The sequence below is a fragment of the Nocardia abscessus genome, from assembly GCF_015477775.1.
Taxonomy (GTDB): Bacteria; Actinomycetota; Actinomycetes; order Mycobacteriales; family Mycobacteriaceae; genus Nocardia; species Nocardia abscessus_A.
On sequence record NZ_JADLQO010000001.1, the window covers coordinates 36,602 to 55,341 of the forward strand.

An 18,740-nucleotide genomic window follows, 5' to 3' on the forward strand; every position below is an offset into this window, starting at 1 on the left:
ATCGACTACAGAACGGGCCTGCTTCTACGGTCACCTCGAGTTCCGGTCTCGACATCGCCCGTTCGGCGGGCGTCTATCAACACGATCAGGGGGGTTCCATGAATATCCGAGCTTCGCTCACCGCACTTGCCGTCACTGTCACCATGGCAGGTTTCACCTATGCTTCGGCGACGGCACACGCGGCACAGGTGTGGGGTGCCTGCGGAGTGTCGTCCGGACAGGGCAAAGTGGAAGCGACCTACACAGCAAGGCAACACTGAAGTGTGGCACGGATGGCTGGGGGTTCCGCCACATCCAGGGGCGACACCTGCAAGACTGGCAAAATAATCTAGCCGACGTCGAGCGGAAGAATTGGCGCGATATCGCCGATCTCGCGATTGCTAAATCCCTCGACACACCCGACCGGACCGGCCCGGCGGGAGGCGGCAAGACCTGCTACTCAGGTCAGATCTATCTTGTCAACCACGTCACCGGACAGATCGCGAAAACTGTCGAACCCACCATTATCGTTGGCAGTGACGGAGCGATTATCACTGCCTCCCCGGGAGGGAAAGCTTGCCGTGGATGAGCCGACATACGACGAGCTGACGGGTTCTGTCGTTCGAGCAGGGGCATGGGAAGGATTGACAATCACAATGCGGGATGGCGTCCCGTACATCGTTGAACGCGACGGCACCGCACTGACGCCGCCGGTCGCCGTGCAATTCACTCCGGACACACTGCTCCGGTACTACCGGAAGATCGCGGAGGCCGCTTCGCACGGAAGGCCGGAATCCCCTTGGGAGTGGTGGATGGACTTGATGTCCACCCACCTCGGCGAGGCGATATACGACCTGGACCGCGTGGGCGGTCCGGCCGTGATCACGATCGGTGAGTTCGGCTTCACCGCAATGCCGATACAAGTGGATTGAGGGGTTCCCGGCCACCCGCGCTCACACCGCGGGTGGGTTCAGGCGGGTGAAGTCCGGGAGGCGGTAGTACGGGTAGTAGGGGTAGGGCGGGGTGGTGGCACTGGCTTTGTCCAGGCGGGCGATCTGGTCGGCGTCGAGTTCCCAGCCGATCGCGCCGAGGTTCTGGCGCAGTTGCTCCTCGTTTCGGGCGCCGACGATGACGGTCGCGACGGTGGGGCGGCGCAGCAGCCAGTTGAGGGCGATCTGCGCGACGGTCTTCCCGGTTTCGGCGGCCAGCTCGTCGAGCACGTCGACCACGTCGTAGAGCTTCTCCTCGTCCACCGGAGGGCCGGCCTCGGCGGTCCGGTGCAGACGGCTGCCCTCCGGAAGCGGTTGGCCGCGCCGGATCTTTCCGGTGAGCCTGCCCCAGCCCAGCGGACTCCAGACGACCGCGCCGACGCCTTGGTCGCGGCCCAGCGGCATGAGTTCCCACTCGTAGTCGCGCCCGACCAGCGAGTAGTAGACCTGGTGTGCGACATACCTGGTCAGACCGTTTCGATCCGCTGCGGCAAGGGATTTCATCAATTGCCAGCCCGCGAAGTTCGACGCGCCGACATAGCGGATCTTGCCCGCGCGCACCAGATCGTCCAGCGCGGCGACGACTTCCTCCACCGGGGTGCCCGCGTCGAAGGCGTGCAGCTGGAACAAATCGATGTAGTCGGTGCCCAGCCTGCGCAGCGACCCCTCCACCGCGCCGATCAGCCTGGCCCGGCCGGAACCGGCGTCCCACGGGCCCGCGCCGGTCGGCAACGTCGCCTTGGTGGACAGCAGCACCCGGTCGCGCCTGCCCTTGACGGCCGCACCCAGCACCTCCTCGGACGCGCCGTCGGAGTAGACGTCGGCGGTGTCGAACATGCTCACGCCCGCGTCCAGGCTGAGGTCGACCAGCCGTCGCGCCTGCTCGGCGTCGGTGTCGCCCCACGCGCTGAACAGCTCGCCGCGACCGCCGAAGGTACCCGCGCCGAAGCTCAAGGCCGGGACGTGCAGACCTGATGCGCCGAGTCGCCGGTACTCCATTTGCGTGTCTACCGTCTGAACGTTCACAGGACGGCCCTCCTAAAGGGTCTATAGTTCCATTAACAATTGGAACAGTACACCCGGCCACGCGTAAATGAAACTGGAGACCCGTTATGGAACACGAAGAGTCCGCGCCAGGCTCGGTTCGCCCTGGCGGACGGACCGCACGGGTCCGCGAGGCCGTCTTGCGCGTCGCGGGCGACCTGCTGGCCGAACGCGGCTTCGCCCACCTGGACCTCGCCGAGGTCGCGGCGCGCGCCGAGGTCGGCAAGACCACCGTCTACCGCCGCTGGCGCACGCCGACCGGCCTGATCGCCGACCTGCTGGTCGACATGGCCGAGCAGTCGCTGCCGCACGCCGACACCGGCTCGCTGCTCGGCGATCTCACCGCGAACGCACGCCTGGTCGCGCGGACACTGTCCGAGCCACGCCAGGGCAGGCTCTTCCGCGCCGTGATCGCGGCCGCCACCTGCGACGAGTCCGCCGCGGTAGCCCTGCGCCGCTTCTACGACGTCCGGCTCACCGAATGGTCGGCCTGTATCGAGGCAGCCATGGCGCGCGGCGAAGCACCGGATGGCACCGACGCGCGCGCGGCACTGTCCGCGGTGTCCGCCCCGCTCTACTACCGGCTGCTCGCCAGCGGCGATCCCATCGACGACGCCGCCGCGGATATGGCGGCCCGCGCCGCGGTCGATGCCGTGACCGCAGGCACCTTCGTGACTCCGGAGCCTTGACCCGGACTACCGGCTAGCCCAGCACCGCTCCTCGATCTTCCGCGGTCCAGTCGGCGCGGCGGCCGGTGAAAGCGAGCACCCGCTCCAAGACGGACGCTTCGGCCGTGACCGGCTGCACCGGCCCGAAGAGACCGGGCACCCCTTCGGCGGGTGTGTCGCGCAGCATGTCCAGCAGGATCGCCAGATCCTCCGCGGCGCAGGTGAACGGCCGACCTGTGGCCTTCGCGAGATCCCAGCCGTGCACGACCACCTCGTCCAGGGCGATCCTGGCCATCACCGGAGCGGGCTCGCTCACCCCGCCCGCCTCCGTCACGCCCTCCCAGGCCGCCGGCTCCCGCCACGCCGCTACCAAGGCATCGAGCTGGGCGGGAATGCGCTCGCGCCAATCCGGCGACAGCGTGCGCTCGGACGGGGGAGCCGGTGGGACCGAACCGCCGACAGCCTCTTTGGTAGCAGCCTGGCGAAAAGCTTCGGCCAAGTCGCTGACATGCGCGAGCAGCTCGCCCACAGTGGTGTCGGCGCACGGCGTCGGCGCCGTGAGCTGATCATCGGTGATGCGGCCGACCACGGACGACAACGCGGTCGCGGCCGGTTCGAAATCGAATTCCGGATTCATCGAATCTCCTGAGCCGGGAACGTCTTCAAACGTGCAGACGCCCCGGCGCCGCGGAATTCATCGGTATCGAGTGAACGCGCCGCCGAACCCGCACCGCGGGGTCGAAGCGCGGGTCAGCCGTTCGATGCGATGCGGTCGGCTTGCCCGCGATGAACGGCGAGCGCGATACGCAGGAAGTCGAGGATCAGCGCGAGCTGGTCGGTGTCGTAACGATCGAGAGCCCGCGCTCCCGCCCGGCCCACCGGCTCGAAGATCCGCTCCGCCATCTCTTCCGCGGCGGCGGTGGCGGTCACCAGCACGCGGCGCCGATTGGCCGGATCCTGGCCGCGCGCGACGAATCCCGCACGCTCCAGGCGATCGATGACCGCGGTGGTCGCCGCGGGGCTGAGTTTCAACGCGGCGCTCAGTTCTCCCGCGGGCAGCGGGCCGCGACCGAGCACCACGTCCAGGCACCGCAAGTCGGTGCGGTTCACGCCGAGGTGGGCGGCGACCACCTCATCGAAGACGTCGAAGCTCTGCTGGAGCAACCGCAAATGCGTACCGATTTCGCCGACGAGGTCATCTTTCGACATTCGAAACTTTCTGTTACCGTACATTTCGTTGATCGAAATGATAGCACGAACGGGGAACCACCATGAACGAAACCATCCGCCGCACCGCCACCGACGAGGCCCGGATCCGAGCCCTGTTCGAGGACCTGATGCAGGCGTGGACCGACAATGACGCCGAGGCCTACGCCGGGTTGTTCACCGACGACTCCGACTACGTGTCCTACGACGGCACGCGTGCGACCGGCCGCGCCGAGCACCAGCACAATCACGACAAGCTCTTCCGAGGCGTGCTGGCAGGCTCCGCGCTGGTCGGCGAACTGGAATCGATCCGCTTCGTCACCCCGGACGTGGCGATCCTGCACGGCACCGCGTCGGTACTGATGCCGTGGCGCTCGCGACTGCCCGAACGCAGGCGTTCGCGCCAGACGCTGGTGCTCGTACGCGCGTCCGAGGGGTGGCGGGTGACCGCGATCCACAACGGTCGGGTCCGGCCGGTCACGGTTCCCGAACCGGACTCCTTTCCGTCCGCGATGTCTCGACTGATGAGCCGCGTCGCGCGCACGATGGGGCTTGGCCGTCGGTCTGCTCGGTAGCCGCGCGAAATGGCGCCGCTGTTTCCGCAACCAACTCGTAGCGGTGAAAAGCCCTGGAAAAGCGGACAATTGAAAGATGAAGGGTGATCGAGTGGAGATCGTCGTCGACGTCGGCGACGGGTCTCGCAGTTACGAGATCGCGGCTACCCGGGCGGGGCGGCGGGTCGAGGTACGGATCGCGCGGGGCGTGGTCGAAGTCAGCGAGGTGACGCGATCGGGGACGGCGGTGCGAACCGCGCGGTTCATGGCCGGGCGAACGCTCGCGCTGGTCGAGCATCCCGCGAACGGCACGGCGGCGCAGGACGACGAAGTCCGGCAACACTGACCCACAGATGCTTGCCGTGCGGCCCGGCCGCGGGCATCCTCGATGCTGTCGGAGTCGATCGTCCGCCTCGATTGCGGCGTGCCACGACGGGTATGCCGAGCGAGAGGCCTACGTGGAGAGGAGCGCACGATGTCAGATCCCCTTGCCGACGCGGTCCCTGAGGCCGATCTCGCCGAGCAGTCCGTTCCCGCCTATCCGGAGCAACTGGTGCCTGCCGACGACTTGGCGGAACAGGAGGACACCGTCGGACGGGCGATCCTGGAGCGTGACATCTTGGAGGCGAACCCGGCGGACGTGATCGAGCAGTCCATCGCGGTGCCGATCGATGACGACCCCGAGGACGAACTCGGGTACTGACCGCTCGCTCGGTCAGGGCTGGATCTTCGCCCGCACCGTCGCGTGCAGTTCGCGCAGGCTGGACCGTTCGGTGGCCACCTCGAGCACTCGCGTGCCATGGGCGTGCCCGGTCAGCTCGACGGCCAGCTGCTGTGGATCCACCTGCCGGTGCGGGATGCGGTAGGCGGCGCACAGCGCGGCGAGATCCATGCCGTGCGGTGTGCCGAAGACCCGCTCGAACACACCCGCGTACTGCGGGTCCCCCTGCTCGAGCAGCTCGAAGATGCCGCCGCCGTCGTCGTTGGCCACCACGATGGTCAGATCGGCAGGCCGCGGTTCACCGGGCCCGATGAGCAGGCCGGACGCGTCGTGCAGGAAGGTCAGGTCACCGATCAGCGCGATGGTGCGCCCGTCGTGGTGCAGCGCGGCGCCTACCGCGGTGGACACCGTGCCGTCGATGCCTGCGACGCCACGATTCGACAGCACCTTGACTCCCGGCCGCGGGTGCGACACCAGCGCGGCATCGCGCACCGGGTTGGAGGCGCCGAGCAGGAGCTGATCACCGTCGTGCAGCGCGTCCATCACGACCGCGGCGACGTGCAGCCCGGTGGGTTTCGGGTGCCGTGCGAGTTCGGCACGCACCACCTGATCGGCTTTCGCGTTCAGTTCGCGGCAGTGCTCCAGCCATCGCGCGCTGGGTGTGCCGGTGGTGACCGCGCGGGTGCCGGTGCCGACCACGTTGCCGGACACATCGGGCCAGCGCGGCCCGGTGGTCAGCGCGTACACGCGGATGTCCGGATCGGCGAGCACCTTCGATACCTGACGGTGCAAGGTGGGGCGGCCGGTGATGATCGCCTGTTTCGGCCGCAGCAGCGGCAGGGCGAGCGGGTGCAGAGCGGGACCGTGCATCGGCGCGGTGGGCTCCGCGACGGTCGGCAGATCCGCCAGCTCCGGCCGCAATCCGGCCCCGTGACCGGAGATGACGACCGTGTCCGGGGTGAGGTCCAGATCGAGCGGCACGTCCAGGGTCGCATACTGGGTCTCGGTCCAGGCGCACTCGCCCGCGCGACCCGTGGGAGCCGACTCCCCCGGCGCGAGGTCGGGGACCAATGGCTCACGCAGCGGCACGTCGAAATGCACCGGGCCCGCGTTGCCGGAGCGGGTGCCGCGCGCCGCGGCGAGCACCCGGCAGACCGCCGAGCGCCACTGGCTGTTCTGCTGACCGTAGGGCGGATGATCCGCGTCGCCCGCTTCCTCCTCGGCGAGACCGAGCGAGATCGTGGCGCGGACCTGGCTGCCGAACAGGCCGAACTGCTCGATGGTCTGGTTGGCGCCGGAGCCGAGCAGCTCGTAGGGCCGGTTGGCGCTGAGCACCACCAGCGGAACCCGCGCGTAGTTCGCCTCCAGCACGGCGGGCCCGAGGTTGGCCACCGCGGTGCCCGAGGTCATCACGACCGGGACCGGGAGCCGGCTCGCGATCGCGAGCCCGACGGCGAGGAAGCCCGCCGTTCGCTCGTCGATGCGCATGTGCAGTCGCAGCCGCCCGGCCGCGTCGGCAGCCTGCAGGGCGAAAGCCAGCGGAGCGTTCCGGGAGCCGGGGCACAGGACGACATCACGCACGCCCCCGCGCACGAACTCGTCGACGACGACCTGCGCTTGGGCTGTAGACGGGTTCACATCTCCAGACTGGCAGACAGTCAACTAGAAGTCCCCGCCGGGAGGCTCGCAATCACACTGTGTCCTCGGACACTGCCCATGCCCGCACACAGTGGCGGGCCCGCAGCGGCGATCAGTCGCATACGTCAGCAGGGGCAAAGCTTCAGCAGACACGGACCCACCCCACGCAACCACACCGGCTCGACCACCGGTTTCGAGCGAAGCCGGACTGCGCAGTGATCGTTCGCGGCCCGGCTCGCGTTCGAGTGGCCACGGCGAAAGTCGGGTCACTCGAACGCGAGCCATGAGGGGCCTCGCGAACACGCAGCGCCGCAGGCGCCGCGGAAATCAGCCGGCGTGCTTCTCGATCAGGTCGCCGACCCGCGGCAGCGCCTCGACGACGTGCTTCTTCGCCGAGGAGCGCATCGAGGAGTACACCTTCTGCAGGGCAGGGCGAGTGGACGACTCGGCCCGAGCGTCGGTGACGGCGAGCAACGCCTCGGCGACCTCGTCGGACTTGGCGACGAGCAGATCGGCGAACTTGCCGGAGCCCGACGCGGCGTACTCCTGCCAGAACGGCTCCAACTGTGCGACGAGCTTGGGCGCCAACGACTCCAGCGCATCGGGCACGATGGACGGGCTGATCTTCTTGACCGCCGCGTAGCCACCCTTCACAGCCAGGCCGGACGCACCACCCTTGTCCGAGACCTCGGCGTCGAGAACCTCGACGGCGTCGGCAAGGAAAGCCGGGCGCTTCGCGTCGTCGAGCAGGGATTCAGACAGTGCTGCAACCACTTTCAGGTTCCTCCGGATCGGGTATCGATGAACGAGCGAGGGCAACTATACGCACCCGCGCCAGCATTCACCCGGCTATGGCTGCCACGGCAGCAACTCCACCATCAGACCTTCACAGTCGGCGAGCAAATCGCCCTGCTCATCGAGCAATTCGGCGGTGATGAAAGTCTTGCGCCCTTCGATCCGGTCGACCCGCCCGCGAACGGTCAGCTGCGTTTCCAGCGGAGTGATCTTGCGGTAGTTCACGTGCAGGTACGCGGTGCGGCTGATCGGCCGGCCCGCGTAGTGCACGATCATGCCGAGCAGGTCGTCGAACAGCAGCGGCAGCACGCCGCCGTGCGCGGCTCCGTTGCCGCCGAGATGGAAGCGGCGGAACACACCCGTCATCTCGATACCGTCCGGCCCCGCCTCGACCACTTGCCACGGCAGCAGCAGAAGACTTCCGCGGCCCGGCAATTCGACGGCCCGGCCCGCCGGTCCCTGCAACTCCGGTGCGCGGTAGGGCTCGAGCAGCTCGATCAGCTCGCGAGCTTTGGCCTGCGCGGCCCCGAAGACGTCGTCCGGCGCGTCCACGGACACCGCGAGATCCTGCAACGTCCGCATGGCGTCCACGAATCCGCCGAAGTTCGGCCCGACCCGCGCGGGCGTGACCTTCGGAAACCCGCCGTGCTTCTCGTACCGGGACCCGTCCACCGCACTCCGGTCGATAACCCGTTTCACTCGCTCGCTCATACCTGCACGGTAACGCGTAGTTTTACACCGTCAAATCGAAGGTCCGCACCCCCACCGTCCAACCACCGGCGGGCGCGGCGAACACTCGATCCCACCGGCCGACTCCCCCCGCAACCACATCGGCCCAACCCCGAATCGCGGGCGAGCACGCCCCGTTCGCGGCCCGGCTCCCTCCGAGCCCCCCGCGTAGGCGATAACCGCAGATCCCCGACCTGACGGTCAGCCTCCGGCTGCCGGGCCCGACACCCGAGCCCGACCACTAACGCGCCCGGCTCACCCAACCCAGGTTCGGGCGAAGTGAGACCGAGCATGCCCCGGCTCGCGGCCGAGCAGCCACCGCGTAGCCGGAAACCGCGAGCACCGACCGACCTGAGCGCCGACCGACCTGACGATCACCCTCCGGCTGCGTGCCCGATGCCGTGAGCTCGCCTACCGACGCGCCCAGCTCACCCCCACCCCAGGTTTCGAGCGAAGCGAGACCGAGCATCCGCCGTTCGCGGCCCGAGCCACAAGGGGGCCGCGAACACGCCGCGCGAAGGCGCGGCAAATCAGACCCAGCAATAATCACAGGCGTGACGTTCAATCCGAAGCTGTGGCGGCCCGTTCCGGGATTCGAGAATCTGACCGACATCACCTATCACCGGCATGTCGAGCAGGGCACCGTGCGTGTCGCTTTCGATCGGCCGGAGGTGCGCAATGCCTTCCGCCCGCATACGGTCGACGAGCTCTACCGGGCTCTCGACCACGCCAGGATGACCCCGGACGTCGGTGCGGTCCTGCTCACCGGCAACGGGCCGAGCCCCAAGGACGGCGGCTGGGCCTTCTGCTCCGGCGGTGACCAGCGCATCCGTGGCCGCAGCGGCTACCAGTACGCCAGCGGCGACACCGCGGACACGGTCGATCAGGCCCGTGCGGGCCGACTGCACATTCTCGAGGTGCAGCGGCTGATCCGCTTCATGCCGAAGGTGGTGATCGCGCTGGTGAACGGCTGGGCCGCGGGCGGCGGGCACAGCCTGCACGTGGTCTGCGATCTCACCCTGGCCAGCCGCGAGCACGCCCGCTTCAAGCAGACCGACGCCGACGTGGGCAGCTTCGACGGCGGCTACGGCAGCGCGTACCTGGCCAAGATGGTCGGGCAGAAGTTCGCCCGCGAGATCTTCTTCCTCGGCCGCCCGTACACCGCCGAGGAGATGCACCAGATGGGCGCGGTGAACAAGGTCGTCGACCACGCCGAGCTGGAGGACGTCGCCCTGGAGTGGACCGCCGACATCAACGGCAAGTCTCCGCAGGCACAGCGGATGCTGAAGTACGCGTTCAATTTGCTGGACGACGGACTGGTGGGCCAGCAACTGTTCGCGGGCGAGGCGACGCGGATGGCCTACATGACCGACGAGGCCGTCGAAGGCCGCGACGCGTTCCTGCAGAAACGCGAGCCGGACTGGACCCCCTACCCCTGGCATTTCTGACATGGACATCCTCAGCAGCCGGATCATCCTGCGGCCCGCCGATTACGAGGCCACGCTCGCGTTCTATCGGGAGGGGCTGGGGCTGGCCATCGCGCGGGAGTATCCCGGCGGAACGGTCTTCTTCGCCGGACAGTCGCTGATCGAGGTGGCCGCGCACGGCGGTTCGGGAAGATCGTCGTCTTTCGAGGGCGCCATCTGGCTCCAGGTGCGCGATGTGTCCGACGCCGCGGCCGAGCTGGCGCTGAAGGGCATCAGGATCGAACGAGCCCCGGTCGAGGAGCCGTGGGGCCTGCACGAGATGTGGGTGCGCGATCCCGACGGTGTGCCGATCGTGCTCGTCGAGGTGCCGCCGTCACATCCGATCAGGCGAGATTCGCGCTGGTCACCACCGGAGTGACCGTTCCGTTCGGTAGTTCGGCGAGCCGCGCCGAGTTGCCAACGCGACACCCGGCGAGGACGATAACGCTCGGACGGCCACCCGACCGCCGACGTCCGGGCCGGCTGTGTCCGTGTCCCGTCCGACGAGTGAATCGCAGTCTCGATGCCTGTCGTACTTGAGCCCCGATCCGTCCGAGTGGCCGCTGCGTGGTTGCGCGGCTCCGGCACACCGACCCGTTCCGCGCGCGGCGGCGCGGGCATGACACGATCCCTACCGTGAGGGAGCGCACCGAGCGAGCCATGGGCACAGCGGCTCTGGGCACGACCGAGCCGGGCGAACGGCGAGGCACGGCATGAGTAAGACACTGCGAACGTTGCTGATGCCGACGGGGTCCGGTCTCGGCGACGTCATGCCCCATCTCAGAGGGGCGCTGGAAGGTAACGGGGCCGCCTGGCTGCCCATTCCCGCCAGCGACCGGCGCGAGGCGAGACGACTGAGCGACGCCCTGTCGCCCGGCGAGCCGATCGATGACGAGATCGCTCTGGTGGTGACGACCTCCGGCACCACGGGCGTGCCGAAGGGCGCGATGCTCAGCACGGCGGCCCTGCGCGCGAGCGGCACCGCGACACACGAGCGGCTCGGCGGCCCCGGCAACTGGTTGCTGGCCCTGCCGACCCATCACATCGCCGGTATCCAGGTGCTGCTGCGCAGCATCCTGGCCGGGACCGAACCCACCGTGCTGGACGTGTCCGGCGGATTCCTGCCCGAGGCCCTGGCGGGCGCCATCACGGGTATGCGCGGCGAACGGCGCTACACGGCCCTGGTGCCGACCCAGTTGATCAAAGCGCTCGAATCGCCGGTCGCCACCACCGCGCTGGCCCAGCTGGATGCCGTGCTGGTCGGCGGCGCGGCCACGCCCCTGCCGGTCTACGAGCGCGCGCGAGCCGCCGGCATCACCGTGGTACGCACCTATGGCATGAGCGAGACCTGCGGCGGTTGCGTATACGACGGCGTGCCGCTGGAGGGCGCGAAGGTCCGGATCGAAGAGGGCCGGGTCGTGCTGGGCGGCGCCATGATCGCCTCGGGCTACCGCAATCAGCCCGACCATCCCGCCTTCGCCGAACCGGGCTGGTTCCGCACCGAGGACGCGGGCACCTTCGACAACGGCGTGCTGAGCATCACCGGACGGCTCGACGAGGCGATCACGACCGGCGGCTTGCTGGTGATCCCGCAGGTCGTCGAGGCTGTGCTGATCAACCACCCGGCGATCAGCGAGGTCGTGGTCCTCGGCCTGCCGGACGAACGCCTCGGCCAGCGCGTCGCCGTAGCGGTGATCCCCGCCCCCGGCGCGACGCCCGACCTGGCCGACCTGCGCGAATACGTGTCCGCCGAACTGGACTCCATCGCCGCCCCCCGCGAACTCGCCGTCCTCGCCGAGTTCCCCCTCCGCGGCCCGGGCAAGCCCGACCGCGCCAAACTCCGCGAATACCTATTGGCCGAATCGACCCACTAGCGCCCACCGAGCAGACGTGACCCGCTCGGCCCCACGCCCATAGGAGCGACGAAGCGGCGACCGCGCGTACGCGAGCCATGAAGGTGCCGCGAACGCCCGACACCGAGGCACTGGCAACTCCAACACGCCCTGCCTCGCGTCCGAGCAGCCACCGCGCAGCCCGACTCGACCGTCAGCGGCTCCGGGCCAGGCACCCTGAGCCCCGAGCCCGGACACGACGCGCCCCGCTCACCCCAACCCAACTTCCGAGCGAAGCAAGCCGAGCAACCGCCCCAGCCCGACCCACCTCGAGCCGCCACCACGCAGTCGGCAACCAACGATCACCGATCGCCCTGGCAACCCTCCGCCCCGCGCGCGACACCCCCAGCTCAACGACACACTCGACTCACCCCAACCCCGAATTCCAAACCAAGCGCGACCGAACATCCGCCCCCGCCCAACCCACCTCCGGGCAGGCGGCAACCGCCGATCAACGCTCGAACTGACGATCAGCCCTCCCGCCGCGTGCCCGATGCCGCGAGCTCGCCTACCAACGCGCCCGGCGCACCCCAACTCCAGGTTTCGAGCGAAGCGAGACCGAGCATCCGCCGTTCGCGGCGCCGCAGGCGCCGCCAGATGACAGAGCCGTGCAAGAGCTGTGCAAGGCCGGGCGGCCACTGTTGTCGGCATGACTTCATTCGCACCAACTTCAGCGCTCGCCGTCGAGGCGGACGGCCTGGTCAAGGTGTTCGGGGAGCAGCGGGCCGTCGATGGGGTGAGCCTGGCGGTGCCGCAGGGCTCGGTGTACGGCGTGCTCGGTCCGAACGGCGCAGGCAAGACCACGACCATCCGCATGCTGGCGACGCTCCTGCGACCGGACGGCGGCAGCGGTCGCATCTTCGGCCACGACGTGGTCGCGGAGCCGACGGCGGTCCGCTCGCTGATCGGCGTCACGGGCCAGTACGCCTCGGTCGACGAGGACCTGACCGCCACCGAGAACCTGATCGTCTTCTCCCGCCTGCTCGGCCTGAGCCGGGTCGATGCCCGCCGTAAGGCGGTCGAGCTGCTGGAGGAGTTCGATCTCACCGAGGCGGCGAACAAGCCGCTGCGCAACTTCTCCGGCGGTATGCGCCGCCGCCTCGACCTGGCGGCCAGCCTGATCGCGACGCCGCCGCTGCTGTTCCTGGACGAACCGACCACCGGCCTGGACCCGCGCACCCGCGCCCAGATGTGGGAGACCATCCGCCGCTTGGTCCGCGAGGGCGCGACGGTGCTGCTCACCACGCAGTACCTGGACGAGGCCGACCAGCTGGCCGATCGGATCGCGGTGATCGACCGCGGCAAGGTGATCGCCGACGGCACCGCCGACGAGTTGAAGGCCTCGGTGGGCGGTTCCTCACTGCACCTGACCCTGGTCGATCGCGATCAGCTGATCGAGGCACGCCGCATCATCGGCGATTTCCTCGGTGTCGAAGCGCAGATCACCCCGGAGGCCGGGCGGCTCACCGCTCCGTTGACCGATGCGGGCGTCACCGCCGATCTGCTGATCCGCCTGCGGGAGTGGGAGATCGGCGTGGACGAGATCACCGTGACCAAGCCGAGCCTGGACGAGGTCTTCCTCACCATCACCGGTCACCCGGCCGAAGACTCCTCCGACGAGTCCGAGCAGAGCGCGGCATGAGCGTCAGGCCCGGAGGCGGCAGCTTGCGTGACCACGGAGGACCCGCTCACGCCGACAACGAACACAGCATGAACCTCAAGCCCGGAGGCGGCAGCCCGCGTGACCACGGAGGACCCGCTCACGCCGACAACGAACACAGCATGAACCTCAGGCCCGCAAGCGGCAGCCCGCGTACCCACGCAGGGCCCACGCAAGCCGAAAGGAACAGAGCATGACCACCATCACCGCGACCGAGGCGCGCCGTGCGACGCCGAAGGCGATTCCCGAAGCGAGCAATCGCATACCGCCCGGCCAGGCCGTGTCGAATTCGTTCACCATGGCCTACCGCGGCCTGTTGAAGATCAAGCACAAGCCCGAGCAACTGTTCGACGTGACGATCCAGCCGATCCTGTTCACCGCCTTGTTCGCCTACATCTTCGGTGGCGCGATCGGCGGCAGCGTGCAGGACTACCTGCCGGTCCTGATCCCGGGCATCCTGGTGCAGACCGTGGTGCTCACGTCGGTCGTCACCGGTACCCAGTTGCGCGAGGACATGGACAAGGGTGTCTTCGACCGATTCAAATCCCTGCCGATCGCGCGGATCTCGGCGCTGGCGGGTGCGCTGCTGGCGGACATGGTGCGCTACGTCATCGCGACCGTGCTGACCATCGTCGTCGGCGTCGCCATCGGCTACCGCCCGGAGGGCGGCGTGCTCGGGGTCGTCGCTGCGGGCCTGGTCATCGTGGTCTGCTCGTTCGCGATCAGCTGGATCTGGGCGTTGGTCGGCGTCACCGGCAAGAGCGCGGCGGGCGTGCAGGGCATCTCGATGATGATCATGTTCCCGCTGACCTTCATGTCCGGCGCCTTCGCGCTGGTGAGCACGATGCCGGGTTGGATGCAGGGGCTCAATCACGTGAATCCCGTGTACTACATGGTGAACGCGTGCCGAGGACTGATGAACGGCGCGGCCTTCGGCGGTGACCTGGCCTGGTCGCTGATCGGCTCGCTGGTCGTCATCGCGATCTTCGCACCGCTCACGGTCAAGGCGTACATGCGGCGGGCCTGATCCCCACGCACGAGAGCAGGCCGGGTAACTGTGGCTACCCGGCCTGCTCGGGCGGTATCCGGCCCGACAGCTCCACACCTCGCAGTACAGCCTTCGCGAAACACGAGCACGAGCACGAAGACCGTCCGGTGGTGGTCAGTGGCGATCGGCCAGTCCTTGGAGCATTCGCATGATGCGGTCCGCGGAGTCGCTCCGTCGCAGGTGAACGACGTGGCGGCGGGCTTCGGCGACTCGGTCGGCGCCCAGCTTCGCGGTGGCCGCGTCGAAGTGCCGTCGCCAGCGCAACGACGGGAAATCCTGACGGCCGAAGACGTTCGGAGCGAGCACCAGCAAGTCGAGCCCCACGGCGGCGTCACGGTCGACCGCGATGAGATACGAGCCGATCGCGCAGGCGACGGCGCCGATCTGCGGCAGGTCCCGGTATTGGGTCATCATCGGCACGGTGAGTTCGGCCACCTGCGCGGACAGCGTCGCGCTCGTGTCGGTGCAGCCATGGAGCGCCTGCGCGGCGAGTGCCGCCGCGGCCAGCATCAAGGCGCCGGGGCCGGGGCCGAGGGCGCTGTCGGGCCAGCCGAACAGTTCGAGCGCTCGCTCGTAGCAAGCGAAACCGCCCGCGGCGTCACCCGCCGCGAATGCGACTTCGGCCGCGCTCTGCATCACGGTGGACAGCGTGCGATTCTGTCCGAGGGACGAGCTGTCCAGGTCGGACGTGCCGAACGCGAGGTCGAGTTCGCGGCGGGCCTGCTCCAGCTCGCCGATGCCGACCAGCGAGGCCACCAGCAGGCTGCGGATCTCCACGGTGTCCTCGTAAGCGCCGAGCCGCTGCAGCAGGTCGAGCGCCCGGCGGTAATAGGTCACCGACTCGGCGTACTGGGCGATCTGTCCACAGGCCTGTCCGAGGTGCCTGGACACCATGGCCACGCTCCAGACGTTCTCGTGCCCGAAAGCGTCCAGCGCCTTGACCGCGTCGATGGTGGAGCCGCGCACGTCGCCGTTGTTCTCCCGGATGTTGGCCCGCAGCAACAGCGCCGTGGCCCTGGTCTCCGGATCGGCCGAATGCGCCGCCTCGGCGAACAGTCTGCTGAGCCCGCGCCCGTCGGCTCTGGTGAGCACGACCCGGCCGACGAATAGGTTTCTCTCGCTGATTTCGGCCTGGTGAAGGAGCAAACGGCGCACCCGCAGACGCAGCTGGGCGAGTTCCCGCACAGTGCCGTTGGTGTAAGCGAGATGCAGGAACATCATCTGGTAGGTGACGAGCACGAGGTCCGGACGCGGACCCTCCGGGCCGAAGCCGACCGCCTCTACTTCGATGACCCGCTCGGCCCAGGCGATCACTTCCAGGTGCGATCCGCGGATCATCCACAGCGTGGCCACGACCGGGAACACCGTGTACGCCGTTGCGGCGTCCCGCCGTTCGATGCCACAGCGCAGCGCGGCGAGCAAGTTGTCCAGCTCCGCCGCCACGGAGAGCGCGAGGCGGACTTGATCACCGGTCGCATACCGGCTCGCGGCGTCATCGCCGTAGTTCCTGGCCCACCGCATCATCCGGGTGTCGACCGAGTCCGGCTCGCCCGCGATGGCGGCCAGCTGTTCCTCACCGAATTCTCGAACCGTCTCCAGCATGCGATAGCGGGTGCCGAGCATTTCGTCGTCCAGCACGGTGAGCAGCGATTGGTTGACCAGACCATCGACGGCCGCGGCCACATCGGTCACGTCGGCTGCACCCGCGACCGCCTCGGCGGCCGACAGGGTGAAACCGGCCGGGAATCGGCACAACCGGCGCAGTGTCGCCTGCTGCTCGGTGTCCAGCAGGTTCCAGCTCCAGTCGATCACCGCGTGCAGCGTGCGGTGCCGTTCGGGCGAACTGCGATCCCCGTGGCGCAGCAGCGCGAACCGATCGGCCAGCCGCTCGTTGATCTCCTCGACGCTCATCACCCGGACTCGGGCGGCGGCCAGCTCGATGGCCAGCGGCAGCCCGTCGAGGGTGTGGCAGAGCTGGGCGACGACCTCCGGGTCCAGCCGGACCGTGGGGCGAACCGCTCTGGCGCGCGCGGCGAACAACTCGGTGGCGGGTGAGCCTGCCGGATCGATGGTCAGCGGCGGCAAGGGATACACGGTCTCGGCGGTGATCGTGAGCGGCGAGCGGCTCGTGGTGAGCACGGTCAGCCGGTGCGCTGCGCCGATCAGGTCGGCGACCACCACGGCGACGGCGTCGATCAGGTGCTCGCAATTGTCCAGGATCAGCAGCATCGAGCGCGCCGACACCGCGTCACGCAACCGCTTGCGCAGATCGATGGTGTGCCCCGAGCGCAGCGCCGCAGTGTCGAAGGTGACCTCGCTGAGCCCGAGCACCGCGGCGATCGCCGCCTCGATCTCCACGCGGGCGTCGCCGCCCTCGGCACGTACCGACGCCAGCTCGACCAGCGCCACCGGGCGGGCGCCCGCCACCCGCGCACCGAGCTCGTTGACGACCCTGGTCTTGCCCGCGCCGCCCGGGCCGAGCACGGTCACCACTCGGGAGTCGCGCAGCAGGGCGGTCAGCGCGGCGAGATCGTCCGTCCGGCCGAGCAGCGCGTTGGGCGCGGCGCGCAGACCTATCGCGGTGGCCTGCGGTTCCGCCGCGACGGTGGCACCGGCCAGAGGCGTCGAATCGGCCGCGAACCCGCTGCGCGGACCTCCGTTCGCCGACGGCGGCACGACGCCACCCACTGCGGGTCGCGACCGCCCGATCGGCTCTCCGCGCAGGATCGCCGTGTGCGCCGCGGAAAGCGCCGGGCCCGGATCGGCGCCGAGCTGGTCGGCCAATCGGGAGCGGAAAGCCGCGAAGGATTCCAGCGCCTCGTTGGCCCGTCCCGCAGCGGCGAGCAGACGCAGCAGGGACAGCTGCGCGGGCTCGTCCAGGGAATCGGCGGTGACCCGCCGACGAGCCAGGCGCAGCGCACCGTCGATATCGCCGCCGTCCTCGCGTGCGGCGAGTTCGAGTTCGTCGAGTTCGGCGAGCCGCCGCCCGGCCGCGGCGCGCAGCTCGTCGGCGAGGTCGCCCGACGGCAGATCGGCGCCGGGGTCGCCGCGCCACAGCGCACGCGCCCGCGCGATCTCCGCCAGACACCCGGGAAAGTCGGCCGCGGCGTGCAGTCTGCGCGCGTGCGCCGCCCGCTCGCCTACTGAGGACAAGTCGACCTGGTCGGCGCCGAGGGTCAGCCGGTAGCCCGCAGGGCCGATTTCCAGCGCGCCCTCCGGCAGCGCCGACCGCAGCCGGGAGACCTGGGTATGCAGCGCGTTCATCGGCGACCGCGGCGGCTGTTCGCCCCAGACCTCCTCGATCAGGGCGTCCGCGCCACGGCTGCGACCGGGTCGCAGTGCGAGGGCGGTGAGCAGGAGCCGGGAGCGAGCGCCCGGCAGCGGTGTCAGAGCACCGTCGCGGCGCAGCGCGACCTCGCCCAGCAAGGCCACCACGACCGATTCGCCTGCGGGCGTCGTCACTGCTCGACTGTGGCCGTGCGGGCCGTTGTGCTCCGGAAACATCCCGCGGTCATCGTAGGCGAGCAGGCCCGACGGGGCCGACACGATTTCTTTGCCGCGATCAGGAGCGGTCGGTCGCATAGTCTGACCCCCATGGCTGAGTTCGAGGTGGTCCGGTCGGCTGTGATCACGGCCGCTCCCGAGCGCGTGCACGGGCTGATCAACGATTTCCACGAATGGGTCAAGTGGTCGCCGTGGGAGGACCTCGACCCGCAACTGCAACGCAGCTATTCCGGCGCGGACTCCGGTGTCGGCGCGCGCTATGCCTGGAGCGGCAACCGCAAGGCGGGGGCGGGCAGCATGGAGATCATCGGCAGCGCCGACCGCGAGATCGGCGTGCGCCTGGAGTTCCTGAAGCCGATGAAGGCGACCAACATGGTGACCTTCGCCCTGGACCCGGTCGAGACCGGCACCGAAGTGACCTGGCGGATGACCGGACAGCAGACCGGCCTGATGGGCTTCATCGGCAAGATCATTCCGATGGACAAGTTCATCGGCAAAGATTTCGAGAAGGGACTCGCACGGTTGCAGGAGGCGGCGGCCACAGAAACGGCCTGACCGCCGCGCGCCCCATCAGGCGTACCTCCGCCTACGCTCCGGCCATGCGCGGACTGACGACGGACTACGTCCGACCGCGCCCATTATGCGTACCTCCGCCTACGCTCCGGCCATGCGCGGACTGACGACGGACTACGTCCGACCGCGCCCATTATGCGTACCTCCGCCTACGCTCCGGCCATGCGCGAACTGACGACGGACTACGTCCGACCGCGCCCATTATGCGTACCTCCGCCTACGCTCCGGCCATGCGCGGACTGACGACGGACTACGTCCGGCTGGGCCGATTATG

Annotated in this window: 18 protein-coding genes; 11 read left to right on the top strand and 7 right to left on the bottom strand. The window is 69.0% G+C overall.

The features are described from left to right. Positions 1-635 precede the first annotated feature (635 nt). Positions 636-911 (top strand): hypothetical protein, encoded by a 276-nt coding sequence (locus IU450_RS00190; RefSeq protein ID WP_195147769.1) that lies wholly within the window; start codon positions 636-638, stop codon positions 909-911. A 21-nt stretch (positions 912-932) separates the two neighbouring features. On the opposite strand, the gene IU450_RS00195 is transcribed toward IU450_RS00190, so the two are convergent. Further along, complete coding sequence (locus tag IU450_RS00195) at positions 933-1,967, bottom strand: aldo/keto reductase (RefSeq protein ID WP_195147770.1); 1,035 nt, start codon at positions 1,965-1,967, stop codon at positions 933-935. Positions 1,968-2,080: 113 nt separating this feature from the next. On the opposite strand from IU450_RS00195, the gene IU450_RS00200 reads away from it, so the two are divergent. Beyond that, complete coding sequence (locus tag IU450_RS00200) at positions 2,081-2,701, top strand: TetR/AcrR family transcriptional regulator (RefSeq protein WP_195147771.1); 621 nt, start codon at positions 2,081-2,083, stop codon at positions 2,699-2,701. A 13-nt stretch (positions 2,702-2,714) separates the two neighbouring features. Here the strand turns inward: IU450_RS00200 and IU450_RS00205 are convergent, their stop codons facing one another. Together IU450_RS00205 and IU450_RS00210 are read right to left on the bottom strand one after the other, a co-directional pair. Beyond that, the gene (locus IU450_RS00205) at positions 2,715-3,317 is read right to left on the bottom strand and encodes a TIGR03086 family metal-binding protein (RefSeq protein WP_195147772.1); all 603 of its coding nucleotides are present in this window, start codon (positions 3,315-3,317) and stop codon (positions 2,715-2,717) included. Positions 3,318-3,430: 113 nt separating this feature from the next. Then, the gene (locus IU450_RS00210; protein ID WP_195147773.1) at positions 3,431-3,889 is read right to left on the bottom strand and encodes a MarR family winged helix-turn-helix transcriptional regulator; all 459 of its coding nucleotides are present in this window, start codon (positions 3,887-3,889) and stop codon (positions 3,431-3,433) included. Positions 3,890-3,951: 62 nt separating this feature from the next. On the opposite strand from IU450_RS00210, the gene IU450_RS00215 reads away from it, so the two are divergent. The 3 genes from IU450_RS00215 (at position 3,952) to IU450_RS00225 (ending at position 5,143) form a co-directional block, all read left to right on the top strand. After that, positions 3,952-4,461, top strand: coding sequence for an SgcJ/EcaC family oxidoreductase (locus tag IU450_RS00215; protein WP_195147774.1), 510 nt, complete (start codon positions 3,952-3,954; stop codon positions 4,459-4,461). A 76-nt stretch (positions 4,462-4,537) separates the two neighbouring features. After that, a complete protein-coding gene (locus IU450_RS00220) occupies positions 4,538-4,786 on the top strand; it encodes a hypothetical protein (RefSeq protein WP_195147775.1) in 249 nt (82 codons plus the stop codon). Positions 4,787-4,915: 129 nt separating this feature from the next. Continuing rightward, a complete protein-coding gene (locus tag IU450_RS00225; protein ID WP_195147776.1) occupies positions 4,916-5,143 on the top strand; it encodes a hypothetical protein in 228 nt (75 codons plus the stop codon). Between the two features lie 12 nt (positions 5,144-5,155). Here IU450_RS00225 and menD read toward each other — a convergent pair whose 3' ends face one another. The 3 genes from menD to IU450_RS00240 form a co-directional block, all read right to left on the bottom strand. Then, positions 5,156-6,799: a 2-succinyl-5-enolpyruvyl-6-hydroxy-3-cyclohexene-1-carboxylic-acid synthase gene (menD, locus tag IU450_RS00230; protein ID WP_195147777.1), complete on the bottom strand. Its 1,644-nt coding sequence runs from the start codon at positions 6,797-6,799 to the stop codon at positions 5,156-5,158. A 327-nt stretch (positions 6,800-7,126) separates the two neighbouring features. Then, positions 7,127-7,573: a DUF6918 family protein gene (locus tag IU450_RS00235; protein WP_195147778.1), complete on the bottom strand. Its 447-nt coding sequence runs from the start codon at positions 7,571-7,573 to the stop codon at positions 7,127-7,129. A gap of 75 nt (positions 7,574-7,648) precedes the next feature. Further along, positions 7,649-8,305: a PaaI family thioesterase gene (locus IU450_RS00240; protein ID WP_051169356.1), complete on the bottom strand. Its 657-nt coding sequence runs from the start codon at positions 8,303-8,305 to the stop codon at positions 7,649-7,651. A 572-nt stretch (positions 8,306-8,877) separates the two neighbouring features. Here IU450_RS00240 and IU450_RS00245 point away from each other — a divergent pair. The 5 genes from IU450_RS00245 to IU450_RS00265 all read left to right on the top strand — a co-directional run bounded on the left by IU450_RS00245 (position 8,878) and on the right by IU450_RS00265 (position 14,368). Then, positions 8,878-9,771 carry a 1,4-dihydroxy-2-naphthoyl-CoA synthase gene (locus tag IU450_RS00245; protein WP_195034591.1) on the top strand — a complete coding sequence of 298 codons (894 nt, stop codon included), beginning with the start codon at positions 8,878-8,880 and terminating at the stop codon, positions 9,769-9,771. A gap of 1 nt (position 9,772) precedes the next feature. Further along, positions 9,773-10,168, top strand: coding sequence for a VOC family protein (locus IU450_RS00250; RefSeq protein WP_195147779.1), 396 nt, complete (start codon positions 9,773-9,775; stop codon positions 10,166-10,168). 334 nt (positions 10,169-10,502) lie between these two features. Then, the gene (gene menE / locus IU450_RS00255) at positions 10,503-11,663 is read left to right on the top strand and encodes an o-succinylbenzoate--CoA ligase (RefSeq protein WP_195147780.1); all 1,161 of its coding nucleotides are present in this window, start codon (positions 10,503-10,505) and stop codon (positions 11,661-11,663) included. Positions 11,664-12,330: 667 nt separating this feature from the next. Continuing rightward, positions 12,331-13,323: an ATP-binding cassette domain-containing protein gene (locus IU450_RS00260; protein ID WP_195147781.1), complete on the top strand. Its 993-nt coding sequence runs from the start codon at positions 12,331-12,333 to the stop codon at positions 13,321-13,323. A gap of 211 nt (positions 13,324-13,534) precedes the next feature. Beyond that, positions 13,535-14,368, top strand: coding sequence for an ABC transporter permease (locus tag IU450_RS00265; RefSeq protein WP_195147782.1), 834 nt, complete (start codon positions 13,535-13,537; stop codon positions 14,366-14,368). Between the two features lie 135 nt (positions 14,369-14,503). On the opposite strand, the gene IU450_RS00270 is transcribed toward IU450_RS00265, so the two are convergent. Then, a complete protein-coding gene (locus tag IU450_RS00270; protein WP_324197475.1) occupies positions 14,504-17,851 on the bottom strand; it encodes an AfsR/SARP family transcriptional regulator in 3,348 nt (1,115 codons plus the stop codon). Between the two features lie 132 nt (positions 17,852-17,983). Between IU450_RS00270 and IU450_RS00275 the strand changes: the two genes are divergently transcribed. Continuing rightward, positions 17,984-18,448, top strand: a complete 465-nt coding sequence (locus IU450_RS00275; protein WP_195147783.1) for an SRPBCC family protein — start codon at positions 17,984-17,986, stop codon at positions 18,446-18,448. Positions 18,449-18,740: the final 292 nt, after the last annotated feature.